The following is a 17465-nucleotide window of genomic DNA, read 5'->3' on the forward strand; positions in this document are numbered from 1 at the left end:
TTTTCAAGAAAGCATTTTGTCTTTATTTGTATTCATTAGTACTGCGTTAACATTATTAATGTATTCCTATCGTTATGAGACAGAAATCATCCATTAATATTATTTGAAATTTTTCTATAAGCTTGTGCACCATGAAAAAACGATAAGGAAAAGTGACACTAGTGGATAATAGCTAGTCATAGTAGCGAATGGAGGCTAGCACATATAAGGAGGGGATACCTATGCAAAGATCTTATGTCATTGGTTTAGAAGGCGGGGGCACGAAAACTCGTGTAATGCTTACTGATTTACAGGGAAGAGTATTAAGTTATCAGGAGGCTGGTAGTGCACATCCTAATAAAGACCCACATGCAAAGCAACATATTCAAGAAGTCGTTTTGGGAGCGATAAAAGAAGCTAATGTGGAAAGGGATCAAGCGCAGTATTTTGTTGCAGGGCTTCCTGGTTATGAACAAAGGCAAGATCTAGAATGGGCAAACCCATTAACTGAAATTCCTGGACTATCATGTCCTAGATTAATAGTTAATGATTCTGAAGTTGGGCATGCTGGCGCCTTCTTATTTGAACCAGGTATTATGGCCATATCTGGGACGGGCTCTAATGTGATGGGCCGCACGGAGGATGAAAGAATCCTATTTAACGGTTCTTTTGGTCACTATGCTCGCACAGCGGCCCGCTTTTTGTCTTACGATGCTGTCTATCAAATATTGGCCGGTCAGATAAAGCATGAAGACCAGCCACTAAAAAAGAAAGTCATGCAATTTTGGAATGTGAAAACTAGCCATGAATTTCGTGGACGTGCTTCCCAACAATTTATTGAAAATCGAATGGAGCGTGATCGCCAATTTGGCTTAATGGCTCCGCTATTAACGGAAGCGGCACTTGAAAATGTGCCTTTAGCAAAAAAAGTTTGTGATGAGGCAGTTCACTCGTTAGAAATTGGAATCAGATTGTTAGGGGGTTCCTTTGAGGCAGAAATAGTAAAGGTTTGCTATATTGGTAGCGTTATCCGCAGCACATACATTCGGCAACATTTAACGGAAAAACTGCAAAAGAACGCTAATAAAAAATATCAAGTGGTAGAACCATCATTATCTCCTGTAGCAGGGGCAATAGTAATGGCCCTGAAACAATGTGAAATAAAAATTGAAAATAAGCTACTTATACATTTATTACAACATCCACAGTCACGTATAAACTGATGGATATATAACAGTTCCGACGATGAGACCTGTATTCGATTTCCAAACTTCTAATAAAAAGGCATCACATAAGTAATTTAATCTTATGTGATGCCTTTTTATCTTGGTAAACAATTGGTATTAAAAACTTATCAACACTTACAGGGCTTTCTTTCTGTTGCTTTCCTTGGTAAAGTGGTAGCATCATTAAACGACATTTCCAAGTTATTATTTTAACCTTTTAGGGCCGTACTTTTAAATGATGTAAGGAATATTAGATAAATAAGCAAGGAGCATGTTAGCGTGAATCCTAACTGAATAAGCGTATTTGTATTACCGACAAATCTGTACATAATTAGCCCTCCACACCCCATAATTATTCCCGATAAAATTACTTTTACAAATTCCATTAGATTTAGATGAAATCCAATTAATCTAGAAATAGTAGAAAAATGTAGTAATGTCCCTAATACGACACCTACATTCATTGCAATAGCAACTCCTTTAATCCCAAATGTAGGGTTTGAAGTTAAGAAAAATATAATCGGAAGGGTAATAACAGAAGAAACTAAGTTATTTAGCATAACTGCCTTTGCTTTTCCTAATCCAATAAGTGCTGCCTGTAAGGGAGCATGGAAATAATGTAAAAGGAAAAAAGGAGCCATGATTTTCACAAAAATAGCTGCTTCAGGTGATTTATATATCAACGTAGTTAATGGTTCAGCAAAAAGATAAATAATAATGGTCCAAGGTACACCGACGATTAAACCAACCCAAATTGCCTGCTGGATACTTTTATGAATGAGCATATGATCATTTTTCTCATGCGCTTCACTTATAGCCGGCACTAAAGGAACAGATAGTGAATGAGTGATAAATCCCGGAAGCAAAATTAAAGGGGCTGCATAGCCAAGCAAGATCCCAAATTGTTTAGTAGCGATGGCGGTTTCCACACCAGCAAGGGCTAAACTTTGCGTAATAAGAACTGGCATGGCCATTCCAATGATTGATAGTATTATTCCATCACCAGTTGTAGGAAGCCCTGTTTTCAGTAAATCTCTAAATATTCCTTTTCCATTTCTGGCATGCTTTATGAACGAATGTCGTAATGTGAAACGTTTATCTTTTTCCCATTTGAACAACAGTAAAATATAAAGTAATGAAAAGATCTCTCCAATCACACTACCTAACACTGCCCCCGCTGCGGCAAATTCAATACCATAAGGAATAAGCCATTTAACTAATATGAAAATAAATCCAATTGTAATTACCTGTTCAAAAACTTGAGAGGAAGCTATCGGTGTCATGTTCTGTTTTCCACGAAAGTATCCTTTGATGACAGCAGAAATGGCGATAATAGGCACCATAGGGATAACTGCAAGAAAAGAATAATAGGCTCGCTTGTCCGTTAATAAAATGCCAGACAAAAAGTTGGCACAAAAAAATGCCCCAATCATGATGACGATACTTAACAAAATAATTGTCGTTAATGAAATGATAAGGATTTTTTTGACACGCAGTTTATCTCCCCTTATTTCAGCTTCTGCCACGAGTTTAGCTATTGCCAAAGGAAGACCCAAGGTAGTTAATGTAAATAATAGACCGATAATTGGCATAGCCATCATCATTAAACCGACGCCTTCAGGGCCAAGAATATTGGCCAACATGATCCCGTTGCCAAACCCTAATAATTTTGTAATAAAAGCCGCTACAGTTAAAATAATCGTACCTTTAATAAGGCTCTGTTTTGTCATATTTTCCATCCTTTAACTTGTCTTAATAAATATGTATGCAAGGACCTTGAGTAATTTGTATAATTTCTCCTTTTCCTTACAAAATGTAGATCGTGTAAATTTACCCGTTGATCAATGTATACATAAAAACGCTCAAATAATAAGAATAATGGTAAGATTAATAAAAAACAGGTTGTGGTTATATGAATGACGTTATATTTGAAGCAGTGAATATAAGTAAGAAAATCGATGGATATCTGATTTTAGAAAATATCACTTTTCAGATTGAAGAGTTTAGTGCTTTAGCTATTCGTGGTAAAAATGGGTCAGGGAAAAGCACTTTATTGAAAATACTAGCTGGAATTTATGAACCAACGAGCGGAAAGATCATCAGACACAATAAAAAAATTGCCTATGTGCCAGAGCATTTCCCAGTAAATTTGCGATTTAAATTAAAGGAATACTTATTTTTAATCGCATCCGTTTATGGCTTTTCTAAGTCGCAGAGTAAATCTATGCTAACGGAATATATTCAAATGTTTGAATTGGAGCCCTTTCTGAATACACCACTCAAACAATGTTCAAAAGGTACAAAGCAAAAGGTTAATCTCATCCAGGCCCTTGTCATGAAGCCAGATATTCTTCTTTTGGACGAGCCACTTACTGGGTTAGATACCGCTTCCCAGCATACACTCATTCAAATTATAGAAAAGCTTTTTAAAAAAGTAACCATCATTTTCACCACACACGAAGAGCTGATGATCGAAAAACTTGCGAATCAAATTTTAGATGTGGAAACTGGAGAAATCTCTTTAAATACTAAACAAAGAAAAAGATTCATAAAAATATTATTTAATGATAAGGAGATATTTAAAGAAATGGATTTGCTTAACGCTCGTTATAAGGGAAGTACTGCTTACCTAACGGTGGATGCTTCTTTAAGTGATCAATTATTAATAGAATTATTAAATAAAAAATGTACTGTATTAGAAGTCAGAGAAATGAGGGAAGTATGAGCGGGTTCACACGTTACCAATTCATCAGTTATATTCGGTCTTTGAAGATAGTCCCTCCGTTAACAGTGTTTGGCGCTTGGGTCATTATCTTTTATACCTACAAGGGAGTTCCGATTTTAAGTAGTTATGCTGTTACAAGCCTTGCCATTTATTTAGTAATGACTTGGGTTACAATAGGGATTTTTTCCATTGAGGGAGAAACGGAGAAACATTTACTATTTGTCCAATTGGGTAGCAAACATCATTATTTATGGGGGAAGTGGGCTATTTGTTTAATTATTTCATCCTTCTTCATGTTGTTTGCCATTGTTTATCCTGTATTGATGAATAATTTTAAAGAAACGATCCAACCGATACACTTTGGCTTGTCCATCTATAGCCATTTCTTCCTAGCTATATTCGGTATTATAGTAGGTTCTTTTTTCTCTATTACTTCCTTTGCTTCTACAAAGTATACTTGGCTATTAGCAATGTTGGTGGTAACGATATCTATTTCATACGAAGGTATAGTGGAAAAAGTAGCGCTATTTAAATGGATACTACTCTTATTTCCACCAGTAGTGCATGTGATAAAATATTTAAGTGGTAATGATGCAGTAACTATTAAGTTAGATTTTTGGCTAATTGCTTCCTTTGCATTTGTATATACGATTATTAGTTTTATTGTAGTTTCCAAAATGTTTTTACAAAAGGAAAAATAAATCCAGTAATCCCTTTAGTTTAGAATATTCGTGATTAGAAGCATATTACTATAGAGAATTGGAAGAGGGATACAATTGCGATTATTTACATATAAAAATCCTTACTATAGGGGAAGTACAAAATCTATAGAAATCTTGGATGAGGAGCAAAATAGGGTTGGATACTTACAAAGAAAACATCGTGGTTTTTTCCAAAAAACGATAGATTTTGTAATGAATTCTTCATTTATCATTGATGTTTATACATATGGGTTCAAGAACGATTTATATTGTGAAATTAGTGAGCAGGTGGATAAGCGATCTTTATTCAAATCCATATGGAAAGGCAATTCAAATAACTTAGGAAACTTTATGTTATTTGACAAGACTAAAATCACCACCCATCCAAGGATGGAATTACACACTGATCAAGGGGATAAATTTAGTATCAAAAAAGATTTTGCTGTTAAAAGTGTTTTTATCGTAAATGAATCTGACAGGGTTATAGCAGAAATTAGTTATGATAATCCGATCCCACCACAATTAATTGCAATTCAACAAAAGTCTTCCGATCTTCATGTTTTTGATATCGCAGCGTTGTACTATTTGCTTAATATTAAGTATTAGAACAAAATCATTTTTTTAGCAAAAGAAATTAAACGAGGCTGTCATAGACTCTTAAATACTATATTGTGGGAACTAGATTGATAATAGTGAAAGGCGTGAGACTATACATGATAACGGAACAGTGTGATACCGACCACAGTTATCACCAACCGCCCGCGGTAAGAGAGAGCTTATAACGCGAAATAACGCTATGCTCAAAAAATAGAAGAGGGGCTGTCCAATAGATTAACTACAACATCTTCTTGGAAAGCCCCTGTTTAATACCATAACTAACTAAAATTCTTCATATATAGCGGGGTCTTGACCTTTCATTCTTCCATCAGAACGAGTTAATTCTGCCATCAAACTCATTTCTGTTTCATCTAATGCAAAGTCGAAAATAGATATATTTTCAAGTTGTCGTGCGGAAGAGGAGGATTTAGGTATGGAAATGGCTCCGAGTTGATAATGCCAACGTAGAATAATTTGTGAAATCGTTTTGTTGTGCTGGTCGGCAATTTTTTTAATCGTTTCATTTTGTAAAACTTCATTTGCTCGAGCTAATGGACTCCAAGATTCTGTCATAATGTTATTCTCTTCATGCCACTTTCTCTGTTGAGCTTGATTGAAAAATGGGTGTAATTCTATTTGGTTTATGCTTGGAATAGCACCAGTTACCTTTTCTAAACGCTCTATATGTTCAGGTAAGAAATTACAAACACCAATGGAACGAATGAGCCCCCATTTTTTAGCATCAATTAACGCTTGCCAAGCTTCCACATAGTGATCTTGTTTAGGGTTAGGCCAATGAATAAGATATAAATCATAATAGTCTAGATTTGCGCGATATAAGGATTCTTGAATGGTTGTAACAGCTTTATCATAAGTTTGATAGCGACCTGGTAATTTAGATGTAATTCTTAATTTTTCCCTTGGGATAGAACTGCGTCGAACGGCTTCACCTACCGTTCCTTCATTTTCATAATTATATGCAGTATCGATTAGTCGATAGCCGATGTCAATTGCATGATGAATAGCATTGGCACCATTATTTCCATTCAGGCCATATGTACCTAATCCTATAACTGGCAAAGTTAAACCATCATTAAGTGTGATCTTTGGAATTGATTTCCCCATTATTAGCCACTCCTTTCAATAATAATTTAAGCGTATCACATCTATCATAATCATTGCATGGATTTGATTTGATTTATCTGAACATTATTAAAGTTAGTATTGGTCTTTAAATGTGATTGCCCAGTTAGAGGGACGTTGAAGGGCTTAGCAGGGTATCTCAAAGCGATCAAAGCAATAAGGAACTATATAACATCTACTTAAAAGAATGATACCTAGGCAATTCAGATTAGTAGTGCTAGTAAAGGTATTAAAGGGAGGATAGATATTACTTTTATCAACTGGATAGAAAATGATTAAAAAGAAGAGAAGGGGTGGCTGAAATTTATAATTAGGGTAAATAAATAAGCTGCCTATTCGCACAGGCAGCTTACCCATTTACTATATATACTTTTTCAACATTTCCTTCGTCTTTGAATCTGCAAAACTTGCTTCCACACTATTAAAGTATATTTGTTTATAATCTTCAAAACTGATATCAAATTCCTTATATAGGATCTTGCATTCATTCACCATATTTGTATCTGAGACTGTTCTGTTATCCGTATTAATTGTTACTTTTATACCTTTCTTGTGAAATTGATAGATAGGATGTTCTCGAAAATTATTCACCGCTTTCGTTTGAACATTGCTTGTCGGACACATTTCTAGGACAATTTGTTGCTCTTTTACGATTCTATAAGCTTCCTCACAGTTTTTAATAAATACTCCATGTCCAATTCGTTCGGCACCTAAAAGGGTAACGGCTTCTAGTACATTTTGGCCAATTCCGGTTTCACCAGCATGAATGGTTACCCGATAACCATACTGTTTAGCTAATTTAATAGGTTCTATGAAGTTTCTAGAAAATCCTTCCTCTTCAGATGCACATAAGTCTATTGCGACAACTCCCTGACCAAGAAACTTTTTCCCTTTTTCTACGACTTCAAAAGCACTAGCAACTGACATCGTTCTCATACATGACAGTATTAAATTTCCTTTTATATCAAATCGATCTTCGGCATCCTTCATGCCATCTAAGACACTTTGAATGATTTCTTCTACATCTAATCCTTGTTTAGTATGAAGGAGAGGAGCAAACCTAATCTCCATATATTTCACATTTTCCTCTGCCGCATCCTGAAGAAGTTCGAAAGCAATTCTTCTTAGATTTTCCTTTGACTGCATCACCAAATTAGGGATAGAAAATTTCTCCAAATATTGATCCAGTGATTCACATTCTAAAGGAGCGATAAGTTCATCACGGATTCCATCTATCTCAAAAGAGGGGATGTTGATGTTTTCCTTCCTAGCGATGTCCACTATAGTTTCCGGTTTAAGGCTGCCATCTAAATGGCAATGAAGTTCTATTTTTGGTAATGTTGTAAAATTCATCATAACCTCCTGGTCTGTATTAACTCATAAGTAAAAAGATAAAAAATCCTGATTACGAAGAAAATACATATACATGTACCTTCTTCGTAATCAGGATTTTATGGTTCCTGGTAGAGACCCCCAAACCGTATTATTGGGGTTATACGAAAAAAATCTATCATTTTCTACATATGATAATTAAGTTTATTTTTATTGTCAAGTAATCTATTCTATAAAGCTAATTATAATCCATGCCTTATTAGGGGCTAAACAAACAACCCTAAATGAGTAAAAGAGTTGCCGAAAAAAACAGCAACTCTTCGTTCATTACGTAAATTGTCATATTTATTTTGTACAATCCTATACTTGGAATTCGAATTGTTTGGAATAAAGCTGTGCAAACGCACCATTTCGGGCAAGTAAAGCATCGTGTGTACCTTGTTCTATTATGCCATCCTCCGTTAACACAATAATCCGCTCCGCATTGCGGATAGTGGAAAGGCGATGAGCAATCACAATCGTTGTACGCCCTTTCGCTAATAATTCTAGCGATTCTTTAACAATGCTTTCACTTTCGTTATCTAGCGCACTCGTTGCTTCATCTAAGATGAGTATGGCTGGATTCTTTAAGAATACACGAGCGATACTTAGACGTTGTTTTTGACCACCAGAAAGTGTGACACCTCGTTGCCCAATCTCAGACTGATAGCCATTTGGCAGCTTCATGATAAAGTTATGGGCGTTGGCATGTTGGGCGGCAGCGATGACTTCCTTTTCGCTAGCAATTGGATTTCCATAACAGATATTTTCCATCACCGTTCCAACAAAAAGGTAAACATCTTGCTGTACAATACCTATTGTTTTTCTTAATGACTGAAGCTCAATATCGCGAACATTGATCCCGTCTAGTAATACATTCCCTTTCGTCACATCATAAAAGCGGGGGATGAGCGAGCACAAGGTAGTTTTTCCCGCACCGGACGGACCAACTAAAGCAATGTACTCTCCCTGTTGTATGTGAAGAGACATGTCTACGAAGACATTATCTAAATGCTCTTCGTAACGGAAGGTAACGTCTTTAAACTCAATTTCACCACGTACCTCGGATAAGTCGAGGGCATCTGGTTTATTTTCGATCGCCGGCTTTAGATTCATGATTTCCATAAATCGCTGAAAGCCAGTGATTCCTTCTTGAAATTGCGTACTCATATGAGTCAATTTCTGTATTGGTTCAATCATAAAATTGATATACAGTAAAAAAGTAATTAAATCTGCTAAATCTAGCGTTTTATTAACGATACTAGCGCTACCGAAAATTACCACAGTAATCGTAATTAATTGAATAAACGTTTCAGCGCCATTATAAAAATATGCTTCTGCCTTATAGGTTTTCTTTCGACTATCAAGAAAACGATCATTTTCTCGGTTAAACTTATCCATCTCTATTTGCTCGTTGGCAAAAGATTTTACTACACGGATTCCCGATAGACTATCCTCAACCTGTGCATTTATGTCCCCGATTCGTTCTTTGTTCCTTCTTAACGTCTTGTTCAATATTTTGTTAAAATACAACGCAAACACACCTAAGATAGGTAAAAAACAGAATACTGCGATAGTCAACGGCGCATTAATCAATAACAAAATAATAAACGCTCCAATAAAACGGACGAAATATTTGACGTAATCCTCTGGACCATGGTGGTATAGCTCTGAAAGCAATAGCAAATCATTTGTTATTCTCGACATTAGCTTACCGGTTTTTTCCTTATCATAAAAGCTAAAAGAAAGCTTTTGCATATGCGCAAACAACTCGCTACGCATATCACTCTCCATACGGACACCGATTTCGTGGCCTTTGTAGTCAACAAAGTAGTTTCCGGTATTCTGAACTACAACTAAAAACAGCATAAATCCACCAATCCAGTATACTTCACTTAGCGCAGAGGATAAATCTCCTGCCAAGACTTCTTTCGTAATATACCGAACGAGCAAAGGAAATATTAAAGTCACAGTAGATACAATTAAAGCGCATGCCAATACCGAAAGAAACAATGATAAATATGGTCTATAATAGGAGAAAAATCTTTTTACTGGAAAATGCATATGTTACCCCTTTGTAGTGTTATTTAAATATACACATATAAGGGATAGATCTTTTATAAATTATAAATGAATTTCCCCCTTATATGTTTGTGCAGTTTGAGTTTTCATGTTTTTCATGCAAATTGCCTCCTTGTTTTGTGATAACTTCATTGTAAACGTTTTCCTTAGGAAGTAAATAATATGATTCTATTACTTCATTGATAGTTCGCCATATTCATTATGTAAAAACTTTTTGGGGAAGGTGGGAGAGGATTGATACTTATAACTTTAAATTATTGAACTGCTTGATTTGTCAAAAAAAACACCGCTTGATTTCCAAACGATGTTTTTTTGTATCCTTTGTTATTTAATACCTAGACGCATACGATAGCTAAAAAGGACTTCTTGAGGTTTGCCATCGAAAGCTTCCTCTACTTGATTACTAAATTTAGTAACCAATGAAAGAAGTTCATCTGCGCCTAATTTTAATGCGGTTTGAAGACCACCCTGACTTAGAGCAATGTTTGAATATCTGTTCGCATCACATAATTCCCAATGATGAAAGACGATTTCCTTAGAAAAAGAAAACAAACCTGATTGTCTAATTTGTTGTAGGTGTTGTTCCTTGTTCCATTTGTATGCCTGTTTTTCTTCTGACGATAATTGATTTACACGAGCATCAGCAAGTGCAATTAGTTGTCTATAACTTTCTTCCACATCTTTGTTAAATGTCGGCGGCCAGTCACAATCGTAAGCGGCGAAAACCCCACCTGGCTGCAGTACTCGGGCAAATTCTTTTAGAGTCAACTGCGGATCCATCCAGTGAAAAGATTGAGAACAAGTAATAATATCGGCGGTAGCAGATTCGAACGGCAGCTGATGGGACAAACCATTCTCAAATCGAAGTGTAGTTGGTTTCTGCTGTGCCTGCCAATTGGCAATGGCGACTTGACGCATATCATCGTTTGGTTCGATACCAATTATTTCATCAGCATGACCTAACCATATGAAAGAAGAGAGACCTGTTCCACATCCTACATCCACAAGTTTTTGCGGCTTATCCGATAAATATCTGGTCAAAATCCGAATGACCTCATTTGGTGGAGTAGGACGATTTTCGTCATAGAGCATACTAAAACCAGCAAAGCGTTCCACATTATTAATACGAATATCCTTAGCCATGATTTTCCTCCACTAGCATTATTTGAATGTCATTTGCATTTTTCGGTATTATTATACCATTAACTTCTATTTCCAAAGCGAAAAACAGTACTACATTTTCATCTTTTGATTTTCCTTTTCACTTATGTAGACATGACCTCGTTCCCTTGAAAAACAATTTTCCAGAATTAATGATAAAATGATTCCCATTAATAATCCATTGCTAATCAGTGGACGAATAAAGCCTGGGATTGATTCAAAGTAAGTGGGAGGGAGAGTCATAATAATAATCCCAACAAATAAAGGAATAGCTGAACGATAGATATTAGTCGTATTCAATTCAATCTGACGAAAAAATTGTAAAGATGAATGTAATAATTGTAGGTAAGCAACAAACAAAACAGCACTACCAACGCTTAACGGCAATTTAGAAAAGAATTGCCCGATCGCTGGAACCATTCCCATAATTACAAACATACACCCACCTAAAATAAGCGGTAGCCTTTCAACAATCCGTGTTTGACTTAAAAAGCCAATGGAGGCGACATATGGCGCATAGGGAACCATTCCAAATAGCCCGGCAATCATTACGAAAAAACCACTTATTGTAATGGTACGTTTATATTGGCCGTTGGTAGTTTTCGAATGGTACATACCGTCTGTTCCTTTTAGCGCCCCAAAGGTATTAGCCAAATTCAATAGTCCGGTTAGTATAGCGGTAATAATGATACCTATATTCCATGCAGGTGCACCGAGCGGGAAGAGGCTCACACTGATACTTGTCATTTCTCCGGTCGTGGTTTTTTGCTCAAAAATGAGAACATATAAAATCCACCCGATTATAATTCCTAGTAAAAGAGCATACCTTCTAATTTTCGGTGATGCTTTTATGCTTATTATAATAACGATGGCAGCAATAGTTGCTGATAGTAAAAAAATAGGTATATCAATTTGTGCTGTTTCTGATTGCGTTCCAAAAGGAATACCAAGCATTCCTTTTAAAAAGATGGAGATTATCTGACAGCCGAATAAAAACATAAACACCCCCATGACACCCTCACTAAAAAGCTTAGATACATATTTTCCTAGGCCACTTAAACCAATAATAACAGTGAGGATCCCGGACATAATAATGCCAACAGCAAGACTGCCTCCAAGGGTACCTAGTGAGATGCCTTGTGCAGAAGCAGAATAGCTAAGGCTTAAAATAACTCCCCACCAAAGCCCTGATTGTCCCTCCATGATAGATCGCTTATGACCAAACAATGTTTGAACAATACACGCCAAACCTGTTACAATAAACGACAATTGAACAAGTATAATAATTTGACCTTCGGATAATTGGAAAGCTGCTCCAACCGTAATAGGAATAACAACGGTATTTGTGAAAATAAAAAATAGCCATTGCAAGCCGGCGAACCAGTTATTTATCTTTATTAGTTCATACATAAAAATAATCAATCCTTTCATGTCACAAATTACGCTATATGGTGAAATTCCACTATACATATTAATAAAGTATGATACTACATAATCCCTAAATGGAACATTTTCATAAAAGTGAATAGTAGTAAGGAGGTAATAGAAGATCAAAGAATGATAGTATGTCTTATACAATAGTAAGAGATTATCTTTTAACTCATTGTAAAGAGATTTATTACCAAGTCAAGGATAGATAAATAGAGGTACTTAAAGTATTTTTCTAATATAACAAAATAGATGAAACGCGATTAATGCTGGAGGGAACTTATTCATCTTATTGCCAATGCAATACCGCATGCCATTTGTATTGTATTTAAGACCTTAGGAATAAATCAAAAAGAATATTATACTGGTTTTGATATTCTAAGTTTCATGAAAATATCCATTCAATAAATAGAAAAGTTACTGTGTTATCAAAAAATCACAAGCTGGAATACAGTTATTTTACGTCGTTTAAATACAGAAAACACTATGTGCTAAATGCACAATAATAAATATACTCTCGCTCATCATAACAGAGAAAACTTTAACACATCACGGGAGGTAATAAGGAAAAAGAAGGAATAAAACAGGCGAGGACTAACATTTATGCTATAGTGTTATTAGCACAATATGTAAGTAGATCATTAAGGGGAGGGGATTATCATAACAGAGAAGCAAAGGGAAAGTACAGGTTTTCTAATTAAGCAGCGAGCATTTATAAAGCTATACCTCATCACAAATATTGAAAATGGTAGATGGTACGGAATGAAATTGCTTGACGAATTAAGAAAGGAATTTAAACCCTACGGTTATGAACCACAGCACCCAGAGATTTATCGAGCATTACATGAACTACTTGAGCAAGGCATATTAAAAAGAGGTAAAATCAAAAAAGAAGGAAGTAAGTATCAAGAGATTGCCGTTTATTTTATTAGAGATACCGAAAAAGCGAGCGCTTACAAAAAACTAATAAAACATGACCTTGATCGCGGCCATCAGCTAATTAAAAAAGCACTCACAGATAATTATAAATAATTATAACTACTTTAATTTTGATAGCTAAAAACCAAAATTTAGAAACTACCAGTTCGAGAGATAAACTTATTTGAAAGTAAAGTAATGCGCTGTATAGACACGTTAACGATGTAAACTAACTGCGAACAAGCGCTGAATACATTAGCAAGCATTGTTCGAAATAATTCAAAGATAGAGTAATAAACAAAGCCAACTTTCTCGATTTAACCCTTGAAAACTTGGCTATTTTATATCGTAATTTCCCTATTAATATTAATATTAATGTTAAATACTTGCCCGAAGGAACTCTTGTTCGTATAATTAAATAATAAGAGAATTATATAGAATCAAAAGAAGAAAATACGTAAATTATGAAAATAAGAATGGAGGTGAATGTTATTGGCCAGAAAACCAGGTATGACGGATGAAGCGATTATAACAATGTACAAAAGTGGTATGCCTTTTAAAGAAATGGAAGTAATCGTGGGGTTATCTGACCGTGCGATTCGAAATGTTTTGTATAAGCACGGCGTACCGATGAACCGAGAACAATACTCTGGGCAACCTAGAAAAAATAAAGTGAATGAGCGTTACTTTAAAATATGGACCCATGATATGGCTTGGGTGTTAGGTCTATTTATAACAGATGGACATGTAAATAAAAAATTTCATAGCATCTCATTTTCCCAAAAAGATGAAAGGATCCTTAAGTTAATCGCGAAATATATGGAAGCGGATTATATATTGGCTCCTATTGGCCCAACTAGATCAACACCAACATTAATCATTAATTCAAAGAAATTGAAAAAGGACCTTGAAAACCTAGGAATATATCCAAATAAATCTTTAACAGTTCCTTTTCCCAACGTTCCACAAGAGTTTTTATCATCTTTTGTTAGGGGAGTTATTGATGGGGATGGCTGGGTACAAAAAACAGGGTATGTTATGAATGTTACTTCCGGTAGTCAAAACTTCGCAGAAGGCCTTTTATCGGTATTCCAATCATGGGAATTACGTTCTGAAATCTCAACAACTATCAATCAGGCAGCAAATCCAATCTATCGTGTATGGGTAAAAGGTAAATATGATCTTCCAAAACTTGCAAAGATTATATATAATGATGCAGAAAATGATAATTTTATTTTTCATAAGAAGCAACGTATGTCACAACGAATAGATTATTAATAACGCGTTATTAGAAGGAGCATTTTATCTATGTGGAAATTGGTGAATGGAAAGTTAATCCAAACTACAGACGTTTCAAGGGTTAAATTTAGAACAAATATTAGTTCATCTATTTTAGAATCATTAAAAATAACAGCTGAAGAAAATGATACTCACATTAATTATTTAATTGAAAGTGGATTGAAAACTGTTTTAGCGCAAAATGTTATCTCATTTAATAAAAAGTTAAGGCCTAAAGATCGCATTCAATACAAAACAACTTATGACAAGGAATTACTAGAGAATGTAAAGGATTTTGCAAAAAACAACCATTTATTTATTAATGACGTTATTGAATATAGCGTACAATTTATCGATATAGAAAATAGTAAAAATAGTAGCTACAAGCACAGGGTAGAGTAATATAAATGTTATATTACTCTACCTCGTACAACGCCCCCTACATAATATAAATTATCGGAAGTTATAACAAATGACAAAATACAGTCTCATTATCCAAGTATACTATTAACATTGAGACAGAATTTGTTTTTTAGCGGTAAAACAAATTTTAACCTTTTTATTCGTACTTGTTTTTTATCTTATAACTTTTAATGCATCAAATTTCTACAATGAATTTCTTGATTAGTTTCTTTATCTCAATCAGCTGCTACTTAAAACTGTTTTCATTTAACCTGATAATATAAACTTCAATTAATCATTTTTATCCATATTTTGAACATGTGCTTTTTATTTATTATTATTTCTTCACATTGACTGCGAAATATCCGTCATTTCAACACGCATTCTAATGTTTATGTATTAGTTTATGAATAATCATTCTCCCCTTCTTAAGAATTTTCCACTATATGTAACTACAACCTTGTTATTGAGACAAAAAACAAGAGCACGGGAAGTTCCCATGCTCTTAAGGTGATTATACCATTACTTTACAAATATCATTTGTAAACTCAACTGGATCGTTGATCGGCAAACCTTCAATTAATAACGCCTGATTGAACAATAAATGTGTATATAATGTTAATTTTTCTTTATCTTTTTCGAAAGCATCTTTTAATGATTGGAATACTTCATGATCTGTATTAATCTCTAATACCTTCTCAGCTTGAATATTCTGGTTATCAGGCATTGAGTTAAGTACTTTTTCCATCTCAATCGTTACTTCTCCATCTGAAGAGAAACATACTGGATGGGATCTTAATCTTTTGGATGGTCTAACAACCTTTACTTTATCCGATAAAGTGTTCGTCATAAATTCAAAAAGTTCTTTGTTTTCCTTTTCGACGACTTCTGCTTCTTGCTCATCTTCCTTCGTATCAATGCCCAAGTCGCTACTTGAAACTGATTTAAATTCTTTCTCTTTATAAGTCATTAGCATTTTGATTGCAAATTCATCAATCTCGTCTGTAAAGTATAGTAATTCATAGCCTTTTTCAGAAACAAGCTCTGTTTGTGGTAGTTTCTCTATTCTTTCATTCGATTCACCAGAAGCATAATAAATATATTTTTGCTCTTCAGGCATTCTTGAGATATACTCCTCCAATGTAACAAGCTTCTTTTCTTTAGAAGAGTAAAACATTAATAAATCCTGTAAAGTCTCCTTATTAGCCCCATAATCACTATAAACGCCATATTTTAGCTGTCTGCCAAAGGATTCATAAAAAGTGATATACTTTTCCCGATCATTTTTCAGCATATTCTGCAATTCACTTTTGATTTTTTTATTAATATTATTGGCGATTCGCTTTAATTGTCGATCATGCTGTAAAATTTCCCTTGATATGTTTAACGATAAATCTTGTGAATCGACCATTCCTTTTACAAAGCTAAAATAATCTGGAAGAAGATCAGAGCATTTACTCATTATCAACACGCCGTTGGAATACAATTCCAATCCCTTTTCATATTCCTTTGAATAGTAATCAAATGGCGTTTTTTCAGGAATATATAAAATAGCATGGTAGCTGATTGCTCCATCAACGCTAGTATGTATATGTGCTAGCGGCTTATCAAAGCCATAATGCTTCTCTGTATAAAAATTTTCATAATCTTTATCTGTTAGCTCACTTTTATTCTTTTTCCAAATTGGGATCATGCTATTAATTATTTTTTCTTCTGTATACTCCTCATACTCATCTTCGCTGCCTTCTTTTAGTTTTCTTTCTGTTACATCCATTTTAATCGGATAGCGAATGAAATCGGAATACTTTTTGATAATCGATTGTAGACGATATTCTTCTAAATACTCGTCGTACTGATCTTCTTCGGTATTTTCTTTTATTTTCAAGATAATTTCCGTACCGACATTTTCCTTCTCATATGGCTCTATGGTATATCCATCTGCTCCAGAGGATTTCCATTTATAAGCTACATCACTTCCCAACGCTTTACTTATAACTGTAACCTCGTCAGCTACCATAAATGCCGAATAAAAACCAACACCAAATTGACCAATAATTTCATGCTCGTCTTTCAGTTCATTTTCATTTTTAAACGCCAAAGATCCACTCTTAGCAATAATTCCAAGATTGGTTTCTAGCTCTTCTTTGGTCATTCCAATACCAGTATCCAGCATATGAATCGTTCTATTTTCCTTATCGGCTTCAATTTTGATGAAGTAATTGCCTTGGTCGAAGCTTAACGAATCATCTGTTAACGCTTTGTAATAAATTTTGTCAATCGCATCACTCGCGTTGGAAATTAACTCCCTGAGGAATATTTCTCGTTGTGAATAGATAGAGTTAATCATCATTTCCAACAATCTTTTCGATTCTGCCTTAAATAACTTTTTCTCCATTTTTACTTCCCCTTTCAAACCATTTTTTATGTATATAACTTTATTCTAGCACTCTATCT

At 34.7% G+C, this 17465-nt stretch carries 14 protein-coding genes and 1 riboswitch; of the genes, 7 read left to right on the plus strand and 7 right to left on the minus strand.

The window, feature by feature from the left end; genetic code table 11:
* Positions 1–221: 221 nt before the first annotated feature.
* A complete protein-coding gene (locus tag BLE01S_RS06855) occupies positions 222–1202 on the plus strand; it encodes a BadF/BadG/BcrA/BcrD ATPase family protein (protein WP_066138849.1) in 981 nt (326 codons plus the stop codon).
* A 212-nt stretch (positions 1203–1414) separates the two neighbouring features.
* Here the strand turns inward: BLE01S_RS06855 and spoVB are convergent, their stop codons facing one another.
* The gene (gene spoVB, locus BLE01S_RS06860) at positions 1415–2935 is read right to left on the minus strand and encodes a stage V sporulation protein B (RefSeq protein WP_066138852.1); all 1521 of its coding nucleotides are present in this window, start codon (positions 2933–2935) and stop codon (positions 1415–1417) included.
* 182 nt (positions 2936–3117) lie between these two features.
* Between spoVB and BLE01S_RS06865 the strand changes: the two genes are divergently transcribed.
* From BLE01S_RS06865 to BLE01S_RS06875, 3 genes are all read left to right on the plus strand, one after another.
* Positions 3118–3930: an ATP-binding cassette domain-containing protein gene (locus BLE01S_RS06865; RefSeq protein WP_066138855.1), complete on the plus strand. Its 813-nt coding sequence runs from the start codon at positions 3118–3120 to the stop codon at positions 3928–3930.
* The gene (locus BLE01S_RS06870) at positions 3927–4631 is read left to right on the plus strand and encodes a hypothetical protein (RefSeq protein WP_066138860.1); all 705 of its coding nucleotides are present in this window, start codon (positions 3927–3929) and stop codon (positions 4629–4631) included. The genes BLE01S_RS06865 and BLE01S_RS06870 overlap by 4 nt, the downstream gene beginning before the upstream one ends.
* A gap of 75 nt (positions 4632–4706) precedes the next feature.
* On the plus strand, positions 4707–5237 hold the full coding sequence (locus BLE01S_RS06875; protein ID WP_066138863.1) for a tubby C-terminal domain-like protein: 531 nt from the start codon (positions 4707–4709) through the stop codon (positions 5235–5237).
* A gap of 273 nt (positions 5238–5510) precedes the next feature.
* Here the strand turns inward: BLE01S_RS06875 and BLE01S_RS06880 are convergent, their stop codons facing one another.
* From BLE01S_RS06880 to BLE01S_RS06900, 5 genes are all read right to left on the minus strand, one after another.
* A complete protein-coding gene (locus BLE01S_RS06880; protein WP_066138866.1) occupies positions 5511–6353 on the minus strand; it encodes an aldo/keto reductase in 843 nt (280 codons plus the stop codon).
* Between the two features lie 378 nt (positions 6354–6731).
* Positions 6732–7724: an adenosine deaminase gene (add, locus tag BLE01S_RS06885; RefSeq protein ID WP_066138869.1), complete on the minus strand. Its 993-nt coding sequence runs from the start codon at positions 7722–7724 to the stop codon at positions 6732–6734.
* A 67-nt stretch (positions 7725–7791) separates the two neighbouring features.
* A riboswitch (purine riboswitch) is annotated at positions 7792–7891 on the minus strand.
* Positions 7892–8063: 172 nt separating this feature from the next.
* Positions 8064–9806 carry an ABC transporter ATP-binding protein gene (locus BLE01S_RS06890; RefSeq protein ID WP_066138872.1) on the minus strand — a complete coding sequence of 581 codons (1743 nt, stop codon included), beginning with the start codon at positions 9804–9806 and terminating at the stop codon, positions 8064–8066.
* Between the two features lie 342 nt (positions 9807–10148).
* Positions 10149–10967, minus strand: coding sequence for a class I SAM-dependent methyltransferase (locus BLE01S_RS06895; RefSeq protein WP_066138875.1), 819 nt, complete (start codon positions 10965–10967; stop codon positions 10149–10151).
* A gap of 90 nt (positions 10968–11057) precedes the next feature.
* Positions 11058–12395: a uracil/xanthine transporter gene (locus BLE01S_RS06900; RefSeq protein WP_066138877.1), complete on the minus strand. Its 1338-nt coding sequence runs from the start codon at positions 12393–12395 to the stop codon at positions 11058–11060.
* 675 nt (positions 12396–13070) lie between these two features.
* Between BLE01S_RS06900 and BLE01S_RS06905 the strand changes: the two genes are divergently transcribed.
* The 3 genes from BLE01S_RS06905 to BLE01S_RS06915 all read left to right on the plus strand — a co-directional run bounded on the left by BLE01S_RS06905 (position 13071) and on the right by BLE01S_RS06915 (position 15011).
* Positions 13071–13445: a replication termination protein gene (locus BLE01S_RS06905; protein ID WP_111703473.1), complete on the plus strand. Its 375-nt coding sequence runs from the start codon at positions 13071–13073 to the stop codon at positions 13443–13445.
* Positions 13446–13823: 378 nt separating this feature from the next.
* A complete protein-coding gene (locus BLE01S_RS06910; RefSeq protein WP_066138883.1) occupies positions 13824–14609 on the plus strand; it encodes an LAGLIDADG family homing endonuclease in 786 nt (261 codons plus the stop codon).
* Positions 14610–14639: 30 nt separating this feature from the next.
* The gene (locus BLE01S_RS06915) at positions 14640–15011 is read left to right on the plus strand and encodes an rRNA methyltransferase (RefSeq protein WP_066138886.1); all 372 of its coding nucleotides are present in this window, start codon (positions 14640–14642) and stop codon (positions 15009–15011) included.
* A gap of 514 nt (positions 15012–15525) precedes the next feature.
* Here BLE01S_RS06915 and htpG read toward each other — a convergent pair.
* Positions 15526–17406 (minus strand): molecular chaperone HtpG, encoded by a 1881-nt coding sequence (gene htpG, locus BLE01S_RS06920; protein ID WP_066138889.1) that lies wholly within the window; start codon positions 17404–17406, stop codon positions 15526–15528.
* Positions 17407–17465 lie beyond the last annotated feature (59 nt).

Source organism: Lederbergia lenta NBRC 16444 (assembly GCF_001591545.1).
Classification (GTDB): Bacteria; Bacillota; Bacilli; order Bacillales; family Bacillaceae_C; genus Lederbergia; species Lederbergia lenta.